Genomic DNA, 13,241 nt, shown 5'->3' on the forward strand with positions numbered 1-13,241 from the left:
AGAAAGGATGAAACTGTCACGCGTGAGTGCCGTTAACTGGAACAAGATTCAGGACGATAAAGACCTGGAGGTGTGGAACCGCCTGACCAGCAACTTCTGGCTGCCGGAAAAGGTGCCGCTCTCCAACGATATTCCGGCCTGGCAAACGCTCAGCCACGCCGAGCAGCAGCTGACAATCCGCGTCTTTACCGGCCTGACGCTGCTGGACACGATTCAGAATACCGTGGGTGCCCCCGCGCTGATGAGCGATGCGCTGACGCCGCACGAAGAGGCGGTGATGTCGAATATCAGCTTTATGGAGGCGGTCCATGCCCGCTCCTACAGCTCGATTTTCTCGACGCTGTGCCAGACCAGAGACGTTGACGCGGCCTACGCCTGGAGTGAAGAGAGCGCGTCATTGCAGCGTAAGGCGGAGCTGGTGCTGGAGTATTATCGCGCCGACGAGCCGCTGAAGAAAAAGATCGCCAGCGTGTTCCTGGAATCTTTTCTCTTCTATTCCGGCTTCTGGCTGCCCATGTACTGGTCGAGCCGGGGCAAGCTCACCAATACCGCCGATTTGATTCGCCTCATTATTCGTGACGAGGCGGTGCATGGGTATTACATCGGCTATAAGTACCAGAAAGGGCTGGAAAAAGTCAGCGCAGCGAAGCAGGAAGAGCTGAAGGGATTTGCGCTCGATTTGCTGATGGATCTTTACGACAACGAGCTGAGCTATACCGAAGAACTGTACGCCGGAACGGGCTGGGAAGAGGACGTAAAAGCGTTCCTCTGCTACAACGCCAATAAGGCGCTGATGAACCTGGGCTACGAGGCGCTTTTCCCGCCGGAGATGGCGGAGGTGAACCCGGCGATCCTCGCGGCGCTGTCACCCAGCGCGGATGAAAACCACGACTTCTTTTCCGGGTCCGGCTCATCGTACGTGATGGGTAAAGCGGTGGAGACGGAAGATGAGGACTGGGATTTTTAATGAGTGAATTAACGTTCGTTAATTAAATATAAAGTTCATTATTCCCGGCCGAATATTTCACTACGTACTACACTGTAATTTCCACGTCATATTCGCCTGAATCACACCGATTCAGGCGGAATTTCCCCATGCAGCAGCAAAAAATTGAGAAAAATTCAAACCGCCCTCAGCCCTTTATTCATGGGAAATTCAGCCGTTTCGCTTGTGGCAAAATTCCGACCTCATGCCCGCTCAGGGTTGTCTCAGATTCTGAGTATGTTAGGGTAATGCCAGTTAACTATTTACCATGGTAATCATATCGACATAAACAAATAACAGGACACTCTCTATTGCATGGCAATTAAATTAGAAGTGAAAAATCTTTATAAAGTATTTGGCGAGCACCCGCAGCGTGCTTTCAAATATATTGAGAAAGGCCTTTCGAAAGAGCAAATTCTGGAAAAAACCGGGCTATCGCTTGGCGTTAAAGACGCCAGTCTGGCCATTGAAGAAGGCGAGATTTTTGTCATCATGGGATTATCCGGTTCGGGTAAATCCACTATGGTTCGCCTTCTCAATCGCCTGATTGAACCCACCCGCGGACAGGTGCTGATTGACGGCGTGGATATCGCCAGAATCTCAGACGCAGAACTCCGCGAGGTGCGCAGAAAGAAAATTGCGATGGTGTTTCAGTCATTTGCGCTGATGCCGCACATGACGGTGCTCGATAATACCGCCTTCGGCATGGAGTTAGCCGGCACGCCCGCTCAGGTACGTCAGGAAAAAGCCCTTGATGCGCTGCGTCAGGTTGGGCTGGAAAATTATGCTCATGCCTACCCGGATGAGCTGTCGGGCGGCATGCGTCAGCGCGTGGGATTAGCCCGCGCATTAGCCATTAATCCAGATATTTTATTAATGGACGAAGCTTTCTCGGCGCTCGATCCCTTAATTCGCACCGAGATGCAGGATGAGCTGGTAAAATTACAGGCCAAACATCAGCGCACCATCGTGTTTATTTCTCACGATCTGGATGAAGCCATGCGTATTGGCGACCGAATTGCCATTATGCAAAATGGCGAGGTGGTGCAGGTCGGTACGCCGGATGAAATTCTCAATAATCCGGCAAATGATTATGTGCGCACCTTCTTCCGCGGCGTGGATATTAGCCACGTATTTAGTGCGAAAGATATTGCCCGCCGAACGCCAAACGGCATTATTCGAAAAACGCCAGGTTTTGGCCCGCGCTCCGCGCTGAAGCTGTTGCAGGATGAAGATCGTGAATACGGTTATCTGGTTGAACGCGGCAATAAATTTGTCGGCGTTGTCTCCATCGACTCTCTGAAAACCGCCCTGAGCGAAAACCAGGGAATCGATGCGGCGTTGATTGACGCTCCGCTTGCCGTGGACGCCGAAACGCCGCTCAGCGAGTTGCTCTCTCATGTGGGTCAGGCGCCTTGCGCCGTGCCGGTTGTCGGTGAAGAACAACAGTACGTTGGCATCATTTCAAAACGGATGTTGCTACAGGCTTTAGATCGCGAGGGGGCAAACAATGGCTGATCAATCAAACCCATGGGGTACCACTGACGCTGCGGACAGCGCGGCGCAATCTGCCGATGCGTGGGGTTCCACGCCCGCACCTGCCGACGGCGGCGGCGCGGCGGACTGGCTCAACAGCGCACCTGCGCCTGCGCCAGAGCATTTCAATATTATGGATCCGTTCCACAAGACGCTGATCCCGCTGGACAGCTGGGTGACGGAGGGGATCGACTGGGTCGTTACCCACTTCCGCCCGGTGTTCCAGGGGATCCGCATCCCGGTGGATTACATCCTGAACGGTTTCCAGCAGCTGATGCTGGGCATGCCTGCGCCCGTAGCGATTATCCTGTTCTCGCTGATCGCGTGGCAGTTCGGTAGCGCGGGGATGGGCGTCGCCACGCTGATCTCCCTGATCGCCATCGGCGCGATTGGCGCGTGGTCTCAGGCGATGATTACCCTGGCGCTAGTGCTGACCGCCCTGCTCTTCTGCATTGTCATCGGGCTACCGATGGGGATCTGGCTGGCGCGCAGCCCGCGGGCCGCGAAAATTATTCGCCCGCTGCTGGATGCGATGCAGACCACGCCGGCGTTCGTTTACCTGGTGCCTATCGTCATGCTGTTCGGTATCGGTAACGTGCCGGGGGTAGTGGTGACCATAATCTTCGCCCTGCCGCCGATTATTCGCCTGACGATCCTGGGCATTAACCAGGTACCTGCGGATCTGATTGAGGCCTCGCGCTCGTTCGGCGCCAGCCCGCGTCAGATGCTGTTCAAGGTTCAGCTTCCGCTGGCGATGCCGACCATTATGGCAGGCGTGAACCAGACCCTGATGCTGGCGCTGTCCATGGTGGTAATCGCCTCGATGATTGCCGTTGGCGGTTTAGGCCAGATGGTACTGCGCGGTATTGGCCGTCTTGATATGGGGCTGGCGACCGTCGGCGGCGTCGGGATTGTGATCCTCGCCATCATTCTTGACCGCCTGACCCAGGCTGTCGGTCGTGATTCACGCAGTCGCGGCAACCGTCGCTGGTACACCACCGGCCCTCTCGGGTTACTCACCCGCCCCTTTACAAAATAAGGAACAACGATGCGACATAACGTATTTTTTGCCACAGCGTTTGCGACCCTTGTCTCCACCAGCGCGTTTGCCGCTGACCTGCCGGGCAAAGGCATTACCGTGCAGCCGGTGCAAAGCACCATTTCGGAAGAGTCCTTCCAGACGCAGCTCGTCAGCCGCGCGCTGGAGAAGCTGGGCTATACCGTGAATACCGCCAGCGAAGTGGATTACAACGTGGGCTATACCTCGATTGCCTCCGGTGATGCCACCTTTACCGCCGTGAACTGGCAGCCATTGCACGACGATATGTTTGCTGCCGCAGGCGGTGACAAGAAATTCTACCGCGAAGGCACCTTCGTGACCGGCGCGGCGCAGGGCTATCTGATCGACAAGAAAACCGCCGACCAGTACCACATCACCAATATTGAACAGCTGAAAGATCCGAAGATCGCCAGACTGTTCGACACCAACGGCGACGGCAAAGCGGACATGATGGGCTGTTCACCGGGCTGGGGCTGTGAAGCGGTGATCAACCACCAGAACAAAGCGTTTGATCTGGCGAAAACCGTCGACGTGAGTCACGGCAATTACTCCGCGATGATGGCCGACACCATCGCCCGCTTTAAAGAGGGCAAGCCGGTGATCTACTACACCTGGACGCCGTACTGGGTGAGCGACGTGCTGAAGCCGGGCAAAGACGTGGTGTGGTTGCAGGTGCCCTTCTCCTCCCTGCCGGGCGAGCAGAAAGATATCGACACCAAACTGCCGAACGGCATGAACTATGGCTTCCCGGTGAACACCATGCATATCGTGGCGAACAAAGCCTGGGCAGAGAAAAACCCGGCTGCGGCGAAATTGTTCTCGGTGATGAAGCTGCCGCTGGCGGACATCAACGCTCAGAACGCGATGATGCACGCGGGTAAATCGTCCGAAGCCGATATTAAAGGCCACGTGGATGGCTGGATCAAAGCCCACCAGCAGCAGTTTGATGGCTGGGTGAAAGAGGCGCTTGCGGCGCAGAAGTAAAAATACAACATAACCTTACCCCTCACCCTCTCCCCTTTGGGGAGAGGGCTGGGGTGAGGGGGATAACCGCACAAACACACACATAACAATCCCCCAACATTCTCAATCATTGGTTATTATGTTTCCGGAAAAATAATCACTTAACTCACGATTCCTGAAACTAATGACAAAAACATCTCAGGGGCTTAGCCCCGCACTCATCCTTTTAATGTCCGTGGCAACGGGTCTGGCAGTCGCCAGCAACTATTACGCGCAGCCTCTGCTTGATACTATCGCGCGCGCCTTCGATCTTTCCGCCAGCTCCGCCGGCTTTATCGTCACCGCTGCGCAGCTCGGCTATGCGGCAGGGCTGCTGTTCCTGGTGCCATTGGGCGATATGTTTGAGCGCCGGATGCTTATCGTCTCTATGACGCTTCTGGCGGCTGGCGGGATGTTGATCACTGCCAGCAGCCAGTCGTTAACGATGATGATTATTGGCACCGCGCTGACCGGCCTGTTCTCGGTGGTGGCGCAAATTCTGGTTCCCCTTGCCGCTACGCTGGCGTCCCCGGAAAAACGCGGCAAAGTGGTCGGCACTATCATGAGCGGCCTGCTGCTAGGCATCCTGCTGGCGAGAACCGTTGCCGGGCTGCTGGCGAGCCTCGGCGGCTGGCGCACCGTCTACTGGGTGGCGAGCGTGCTGATGGTTATCATGGCGCTGGCGCTGTGGCGCGGCCTGCCGAAAGTGAAGCAGGAGAATCACCTGAACTATCCCCAGCTTCTCGCCTCCGTTTTCAGCCTCTTTACGCAGGATAAACTCCTGCGCACGCGCGCCATTCTGGGGTGTCTTACCTTCGCTAACTTCAGCATCTTATGGACGTCGATGGCATTTCTGCTCGCCGCACCGCCGTTTAACTACTCAGAAGGGGTGATTGGCCTGTTTGGGCTGGCAGGCGCGGCTGGCGCGCTGGGCGCACGCCCGGCCGGTGGGCTGGCCGACAAAGGCAAATCGCATATGACCACCTCCGCCGGGCTGGTGTTGCTCCTGCTCTCCTGGGCGGCCATCTGGTACGGACACGTCTCAGTGCTGGCACTGATTGTTGGTATTCTGGTGCTCGACCTCACCGTGCAGGGCGTACACATCACCAACCAGACCGTTATTTACCGCGTGAAGCCGGACGCACGTAACCGCCTGACGGCCGGATATATGACCAGCTACTTTATCGGCGGCGCGGCGGGCTCGTTGATCTCAGCCTCCGCCTGGCAGCATGCGGGCTGGACGGGCGTGTGCGCCATTGGCGCCATCGTCGCGGCGATAAATCTGCTGGTGTGGTGGCGCGGCTACCACCGCCAGGAAGCAATTCACTAAGTTTTACATTGCTTTGGGCCCCCTGGGGTGTAAAGGGGGCCTGCATCTGTTAATGTAACGGTAATCATTTATCCCAGAAATTTTACTGTGGGTGACATATTTACTACCGGCATGAATAGTTCAGACCCCTGTCCTCACATCCCCTCTTTCGCGGGTATACACCCCACGCTTTCTGTGCTCACCGGGTCACGGATTTACCCGGCGCTTTCTGATGGTGACATTCGTTTGGCGGATATAACCGCACAAATAATTCATTTACATTATTTGTCACTATCGTTACTATATCGGCTGTAATTAATGAGGTTATGCCCAAAATGGATAGTTCGTTTACGCCCATTGAACAAATGCTTAAGTTCCGCGCCAGTCGTCATGAGGACTTCCCGTATCAGGAGATCCTGCTGACCCGCCTGTGCATGCACATGCAGGGTAAGCTGCTGGAAAATCGTAATAAGATGCTGAAAGCGCAAGGGATTAACGAGACGTTATTTATGGCGTTGATTACGCTTGAGTCTCAGGAAAACCACAGCATTCAGCCGTCTGAACTGAGCTGCGCGCTGGGTTCATCCCGTACCAATGCCACCCGTATTGCTGATGAGCTGGAGAAGCGCGGCTGGATCGAACGCCGTGAAAGCGATAACGATCGCCGCTGCCTGCATCTGCAACTGACCGAGAAAGGTCACGAATTCCTGCGCGAAGTGCTGCCCCCGCAGCATAACTGCCTGCACCAGCTCTGGTCCGCCCTCAGCACCGCCGAGCGCGACCAGCTTGAGCACATTACTCGCAAGCTGCTCACCCGTCTGGATCAGATGGATGAAGATGGCGTCATTCTTGAGGCGCTGCGCTAACGCGACGATCCGCTCAACCATCCAGATTTCAAAAGAAAAACTGACAGGCCAGCACGTGAAACTGCTGGCCTTTCTGACAACAGGTCGGCTCAGCCGATGTGAAAATAAAAAGATCGTGGAGAACAACAATGAGCGCAAATGCGGAGAACACTCCCCCGCAGCAACCGGTTAACAAGAAGGGCAAACGTAAGAGCGCCCTTATTCTGCTGACCTTGCTCTTTATTATTATTGCCGTGGCATATGGGATTTATTGGTTTTTAGTATTGCGTCATGTTGAAGAGACAGACGATGCATACGTGGCAGGGAATCAGGTTCAAATCATGGCACAGGTGTCGGGCAGCGTGACGAAAGTCTGGGCTGACAACACCGACTTTGTAAAAAAAGGGGATGTGCTGGTCACGCTCGACCCGACCGACGCCCAACAGGCGTTTGAAAAAGCACAGACGGCGCTGGCCTCCAGCGTTCGCCAGACCCGCCAGCTGATGATCAACAGCAAACAGCTTCAGGCCAGTATCGACGTGCAGAAAACGGCCCTGGCCCAGGCGCAAAGCGACCTTAAGCGTCGTGTTCCTCTCGGCACCGCCAACCTGATTGGCCGTGAAGAGTTGCAGCACGCCCGCGATGCGGTGGCCAGCGCACAGGCGCAGCTGGACGTGGCTATTCAGCAGTACAACGCTAACCAGGCGATGGTGCTGGGCACCTCTCTGGAAAACCAGCCGGCGGTGAAACAGGCGGCGACCGAAGTGCGCAACGCATGGCTTGCCCTGCAACGTACCAAAATCGTCAGCCCGATGACCGGCTACGTTTCCCGTCGTTCCGTACAGCCCGGCGCGCAGATTGGCACCACCACGCCGCTGATGGCGGTCGTTCCGGCGAACAATCTGTGGGTGGATGCGAACTTCAAAGAGACCCAGCTGGCGCATATGCGTATCGGCCAGACCGCAACCGTGGTCAGCGATATCTACGGCGATGACGTGAAGTACACCGGTAAAGTGGTCGGTCTGGACATGGGGACCGGCAGCGCGTTCAGCCTGCTACCTGCGCAGAACGCCACCGGCAACTGGATCAAAGTGGTACAGCGCCTGCCCGTGCGTATTGAACTGGATGCCAAACAGCTGGCGGACCATCCGCTGCGAATTGGCCTTTCCACGCTGGTGACGGTTGATACCGCCAACCGCGACGGTCAGATCCTCGCAAATCAGGTGCGCAGCACGCCAGCTTATGAAAGTAACGCCCGTGAAATTAGCCTCGATCCGGTTAATAAGCTGATCGATGACATCGTGAAGGCAAACGCCGGTTAATCCGAAGGTGAGCGTTATGCAACAGCAAAAGCCGCAAAAACCGCTGGAGGGGGCGCAGCTGGTCATTATGACCATTGCGCTGTCGCTGGCGACATTCATGCAGGTGCTGGACTCCACCATCGCAAACGTGGCGATCCCAACCATCGCCGGGAACCTTGGCTCATCGCTGAGCCAGGGGACCTGGGTCATTACCTCGTTCGGGGTGGCGAATGCCATCTCCATCCCCATTACCGGCTGGCTGGCGAAGCGCGTCGGTGAAGTGAAGCTGTTCCTCTGGTCGACGATCCTGTTCGTGCTGGCCTCCTGGGCCTGCGGGATGTCCAGCAGCCTGACGATGCTGATATTCTTCCGCGTCATCCAGGGGATTGTCGCCGGGCCGTTGATCCCGCTGTCGCAGAGTTTGCTGCTGAACAACTATCCGCCCGCCAAACGCTCCATCGCGCTCGCGCTGTGGTCGATGACGGTGATTGTCGCCCCGATTTGCGGGCCTATCCTCGGCGGTTACATCAGCGATAACTATCACTGGGGCTGGATCTTCTTCATCAACGTGCCCATCGGTGCGCTGGTGGTGCTGATGACGCTACAGTCTCTGCGCGGTCGCGAAACGCGAACCGAACAGCGGCGGATCGACGGTATCGGTCTGGCGCTGCTGGTGGTCGGCATCGGCAGCCTGCAAATCATGCTCGACCGGGGTAAAGAGCTGGACTGGTTCGCCTCTACGGAAATCATCGTGCTGACGGTGGTCGCCGTGGTCGCCATTAGCTTCCTGATTGTCTGGGAGCTGACGGACGATAACCCGATAGTCGATCTCTCGCTGTTTAAATCGCGAAACTTCACCATCGGCTGCCTCTGTATCAGCCTCGCCTATATGCTCTACTTCGGCGCGATTGTTCTGCTGCCGCAGCTGTTGCAGGAGGTGTACGGCTATACCGCAACCTGGGCGGGGCTGGCCTCCGCGCCGGTGGGGTTAATTCCGGTTCTGCTGTCGCCGATTATTGGCCGTTTCGCCCATAAGCTCGACATGCGCAGGCTGGTGACGTTCAGCTTCATCATGTACGCCGTGTGCTTCTACTGGCGCGCGTATACGTTCGAACCGGGAATGGACTTTGGCGCCTCCGCGTGGCCGCAGTTTATTCAGGGCTTTGCCGTGGCGTGCTTCTTTATGCCGCTGACTACCATTACGCTTTCCGGCTTGCCGCCAGAGCGGATGGCGGCGGCATCGAGCCTGTCGAACTTTACCCGTACGCTGGCGGGCTCCATCGGGACCTCGATTACCACCACGCTGTGGACCAACCGGGAATCGATGCACCACGCCCAGCTGACCGAAGCGGTGAACCCGTTCAACCCTAACGCTCAGCAGATGTATAGCCAGCTTGAGGGGATGGGCATGACGGAGCAGCAGGCGTCCGGCTGGCTTGCCCAGCAAATCACCAACCAGGGGCTGATTATCTCGGCAAACGAGATATTCTGGATATCGGCGGGGATCTTTATCGTCCTGCTGGGGCTGGTGTGGTTTGCCAAACCACCGTTTGGTGCCGGTAGCGGCGGCGGCGGTGCGCATTAACCCTGTTTATGGGTTGCCGGGTGGCAGCTACGCCTTACCCGGCCTACGATAACCGGGCCTCTGTCCGGCCCGGTTATCCACAATTATCAGTACCGATAAAGGATTGTAGGCCCGGTCAGCGAAGCGCCACCGGGCATCCACGGGCACAATACTAAATGTGCAGTTCCTGAAGTTTTTCTTTTGGCAGGGCCAGCTCGTCGTTGCTGTTTACACGAACATCACGTTCGATGATATGACGGGCAATGTCCTGGGCTTCTTCCAGAGAGTGCATCTGGTAAGTGCCGCACTGATAAACGTTCAGCTCAGGGATCTGGTTCTGCTCTTTCACCTTCAGCACGTCTTCCATCGCCGCTTTCCACGCATCCGCAACGCGTTTCTCTTCCGGCTGACCAATCAGGCTCATGTAAAAACCGGTGCGGCAGCCCATCGGAGAGATATCGATGATCTCCACGCCGTTGCCGTTCAGGTGGTCGCGCATGAAGCCAGCGAACAGGTGTTCCAGCGTGTGAATGCCTTTCTCCGGCATCACTTCTTTATTCGGCACGCAGAAGCGCAGGTCGAAAACGGTGATCGTGTCGCCGTGCGGCGTGTTCATGGTCTTCGCCACGCGGACTGCTGGTGCTTCCATACGGGTATGGTCGACAGTAAAGCTATCTAATAACGGCATACGTCACCTCCGATAGTGATTTTTTTAAAATAAACTGAACTCTTCTACAGAATGCGCGTCTGAGTATATGAAAGACGCGCATTTGTTATCATCATCCCTGAATTCAGAGATGTATATTTTGGCCACAGCGATGTGGCCTTTTTCTTTTGGTTCAAGCCTGCTTCGCCAGAAACGCCTCAAACGACTCCGTATCCGCCGCTTCGATCGCTTTCTGACGCATAACGGATGCGTCGCGCTCTGCCACAAAATCCGCTTCGCTCAGAACCTCTAACGGCTCCTGCATCAGCATCTCACGGTACTCCGCTGACAGTGAACGTCCTGTGCCGCCAATTCCCTGCTCAATCATAGAACGCAGAATGCGTGCCGAGAACGTCAGTTCCGGGTTATCAAAGCTTTCAACCAGTTCGTCGCAGACCTTCTGGTATGCTTCGCCGCCGTACACGCTGTCCAGCGTCTGGGCAACGCGCTTCAGGTCACTGAACAGATCTTTCCCCACCTTAGACAGCGGGAACTGCGCCGTTTCACAGCCAATCCCTAACGTCAGGCCCGGCTTACGCCCTTCCAGAATCACGCGATTCCAGTTGGTACGGGTACACAGCAGCTCGTCGGAACTCATTTCCGGCGCATCCGCCAGAACGCACCAGACCATAAACAGGTCGAGGAAGCGAACCTGCTGCTCGTCAACGCCAATCGGCGAGAACGGGTTGATATCCAGCGAGCGCACTTCAATGTATTCAATCCCGCCGCGCTGTAGCGCATCCGACGGCGTTTCACCGCTGCGCGTTACGCGCTTCGGACGAATCGGCGCATACAGTTCGTTCTCAATCTGCAATACGTTGCTGTTGATTTGCAGGCGCTTGCCGTCTTTTTCGAGGCCGATTTTTTCGTACTCTTCCGACGGAGTTTTGATCGCCCGCTTCAAGCCTGCCACATAGTCGTGCAGATCGTTAAACGTAATTCCGAGATTGCTTTGCGATTTATTGGTATAGCCAAGGTCGCTCAGGCGAAGAGAGGTCGCGTACGGCAGGTAATACATGCCACACTCGGTCTTCTCGAACGGCAGCGTGGTCGGTTTCCCTTGCAAGAACGATGAACAGATGGCCGGCGACGCGCCAAACAGATACGGAATAACCCAGCCAAAACGGTAATAGTTGCGGATCAGGCGGAAGTAGCCCGCAGAGATCGCGTCTTTATCCGTTTCACCGCATTTCGCCTGCCAGAACGCCATCGGCAGAGAGAAATTGTAGTGCACGCCAGAGATCGTCTGCATCAGTGCGCCGTAGCGGTTTTTCAGGCCTTCACGGTACAGCGTTTTCATCCGCCCCACGTTAGAGGTGCCGTACTGCGCCAGCTCGATATCCTGCCCCTGCTCGATATAGCACGGCATGCTGAGCGGCCACATACGCTCGTCGCCGAGGTTGCGGGCGGTAAAGCGATGCACATCGCGCATGATCGTCAGCATATGATCAATATCACCGTCTACCGGCGTGATGAACTCCAGCAGCGCTTCGGCGAAATCGGTTGTGATCCATTTATGTGTCAGCGCCGAGCCTAACGCCTTCGGGTGTCCCGTTGTCGCTAAGCTACCATCCGCATTTACGCGCAGCGTTTCGCGCTCAAGCCCACGCTGAATCCCCTTCAGTGCCTGAGGGTGGTTTTCCAGCCAGGCCAGCGCCTGTGATACGTCCGGGATCAATTTGACCTCCCGCCTGTCAAAAAATTGTCACTCAGCATAATTGTAATGGTTGACGATTGAAGGTCGCGAATTCATTCCACCAATTAGTGCCACCACGTCATACCCTGTAGTGTTACCCATGCCAATAAAACATAGCGTAACGCCTTGCCAAGGCACAAAAAAAAGAGCACCGGCCCCCAGGAGATGCGCATCCATCCCGCCAGCAGACACAGTAAATCGCCTATTACAGGCATCCAGCTTAATAACAGCGTGGCAGCGCCATAGCGTTTTAGCCAGCCCACTGCCTTTTCCTGCCAGCGAGATTTTTCGCGTAGCGGAAAGAAACGTCCAAGAATAACGTTAGTCAGCCCTCCAAGGCTATTACCCATTGTTGCTATTAAGACCAGCAACCAGGGCTGACTCACGCCGGACAACAGCATCGCCACCAGTACCACTTCCGAATTCCCCGGCAAGAGGGTGGAGCTTAAAAAACTGCTGGCGAATAATGAAGCAAGTGACAGCGCGTCACTCACAGTAAGCGAACGTCCACCGCCGCCATTCCGGCATCACGCGCGGCCTGGAGACCAAAGTCGGCATCTTCAAACACAACGCATTTTGCAGCCGGGACACCCATTAATTCTGCGCAGAGCAGGAAGGTGTCCGGAGCGGGTTTGTGATTTTTAACGTGATCGGCGGCCACGACGGCAGAAAAATAGTGGCGCAGGCCAAGATGGTTGAGTAGCGCTTCAGCAATCGCGCTCTCGCTGCCCGTGCCGACAGACATAGGACGACGCCCGTGCCACGCTTTGACGACGTCAATGAGCGGTAATGGCTGCACGGTGTCCAGCAGTATGGCTTTTACCGCGTCGGTTTTTTCACGCGCGAGCAGGTGCGGGTCGAGATCGGCCTGATTCAGCTCAATCACGGCCTGTGCGATACGCCAGGTGGGCGATCCGTTGAGGGCAATCATCGCCTGTAGATCGAAACGCATACCGTAACGGGCAAGAACGTCGGTCCAGGCCTGGCGATGCGTGGGTTCGGTATCCAGGAGGGTGCCGTCCATGTCGAAGATCAAACCGTCATACTGTGCGTACATCGTGCTCTCGCTAACCGATTAACAAAGCATTACTTTATCGTAAAAGGGGATTTTTGTCGCTGACTGAGAGTGTGATTGCTGACGGAACGTCGAAGGAATAAACAAAGAAGGAGAATATGGTGCATCCGGGAGGATTCGAACCTCCGACCGCTCGGTTCGTAGCCGAGTACTCTATCCAGC

Annotated in this window: 12 protein-coding genes; 8 read left to right on the forward strand and 4 right to left on the reverse strand. The window is 56.0% G+C overall.

The genetic code is table 11. The features are described from left to right. Positions 1-7 precede the first annotated feature (7 nt). The 8 genes from nrdF to emrB all read left to right on the forward strand — a co-directional run bounded on the left by nrdF (position 8) and on the right by emrB (position 9,623). Complete coding sequence (gene nrdF / locus N5C09_RS18685; protein ID WP_279749645.1) at positions 8-967, forward strand: class 1b ribonucleoside-diphosphate reductase subunit beta; 960 nt, start codon at positions 8-10, stop codon at positions 965-967. A 333-nt stretch (positions 968-1,300) separates the two neighbouring features. Next, positions 1,301-2,503 (forward strand): glycine betaine/L-proline ABC transporter ATP-binding protein ProV, encoded by a 1,203-nt coding sequence (proV, locus tag N5C09_RS18690; protein WP_279749646.1) that lies wholly within the window; start codon positions 1,301-1,303, stop codon positions 2,501-2,503. Then, on the forward strand, positions 2,496-3,560 hold the full coding sequence (gene proW / locus N5C09_RS18695) for a glycine betaine/L-proline ABC transporter permease ProW (RefSeq protein ID WP_279749647.1): 1,065 nt from the start codon (positions 2,496-2,498) through the stop codon (positions 3,558-3,560). The genes proV and proW overlap by 8 nt, the downstream gene beginning before the upstream one ends. Before the next feature lie 9 nt (positions 3,561-3,569). Next, entirely contained in the window at positions 3,570-4,565 is a 996-nt protein-coding gene (proX, locus tag N5C09_RS18700; protein ID WP_279749648.1) for a glycine betaine/L-proline ABC transporter substrate-binding protein ProX, read from the forward strand. A 163-nt stretch (positions 4,566-4,728) separates the two neighbouring features. Further along, complete coding sequence (locus N5C09_RS18705; protein WP_107533585.1) at positions 4,729-5,913, forward strand: MFS transporter; 1,185 nt, start codon at positions 4,729-4,731, stop codon at positions 5,911-5,913. 314 nt (positions 5,914-6,227) lie between these two features. Further along, positions 6,228-6,758, forward strand: a complete 531-nt coding sequence (gene emrR / locus N5C09_RS18710; protein ID WP_017694792.1) for a multidrug efflux transporter EmrAB transcriptional repressor EmrR — start codon at positions 6,228-6,230, stop codon at positions 6,756-6,758. A 128-nt stretch (positions 6,759-6,886) separates the two neighbouring features. Then, entirely contained in the window at positions 6,887-8,059 is a 1,173-nt protein-coding gene (gene emrA, locus N5C09_RS18715; protein ID WP_064909826.1) for a multidrug efflux MFS transporter periplasmic adaptor subunit EmrA, read from the forward strand. Positions 8,060-8,075: 16 nt separating this feature from the next. Next, entirely contained in the window at positions 8,076-9,623 is a 1,548-nt protein-coding gene (gene emrB / locus N5C09_RS18720) for a multidrug efflux MFS transporter permease subunit EmrB (protein ID WP_006811709.1), read from the forward strand. A gap of 151 nt (positions 9,624-9,774) precedes the next feature. Here emrB and luxS read toward each other — a convergent pair whose 3' ends face one another. The 4 genes from luxS to yqaB all read right to left on the reverse strand — a co-directional run bounded on the left by luxS (position 9,775) and on the right by yqaB (position 13,061). After that, positions 9,775-10,290, reverse strand: coding sequence for an S-ribosylhomocysteine lyase (gene luxS, locus N5C09_RS18725; RefSeq protein ID WP_063451839.1), 516 nt, complete (start codon positions 10,288-10,290; stop codon positions 9,775-9,777). 151 nt (positions 10,291-10,441) lie between these two features. Further along, the gene (gene gshA / locus N5C09_RS18730; protein ID WP_279749649.1) at positions 10,442-11,986 is read right to left on the reverse strand and encodes a glutamate--cysteine ligase; all 1,545 of its coding nucleotides are present in this window, start codon (positions 11,984-11,986) and stop codon (positions 10,442-10,444) included. Between the two features lie 83 nt (positions 11,987-12,069). Then, positions 12,070-12,498 (reverse strand): YqaA family protein, encoded by a 429-nt coding sequence (locus N5C09_RS18735; RefSeq protein ID WP_017692791.1) that lies wholly within the window; start codon positions 12,496-12,498, stop codon positions 12,070-12,072. Continuing rightward, entirely contained in the window at positions 12,495-13,061 is a 567-nt protein-coding gene (gene yqaB, locus N5C09_RS18740) for a fructose-1-phosphate/6-phosphogluconate phosphatase (RefSeq protein WP_063451841.1), read from the reverse strand. Before yqaB ends, N5C09_RS18735 begins: the two co-directional genes overlap by 4 nt. Between the last annotated feature and the right edge of the window lie 180 nt (positions 13,062-13,241).

The organism is Enterobacter sp. GD03975, from assembly GCF_029838645.1.
Classification (GTDB): domain Bacteria; phylum Pseudomonadota; class Gammaproteobacteria; order Enterobacterales; family Enterobacteriaceae; genus Enterobacter; species Enterobacter quasihormaechei.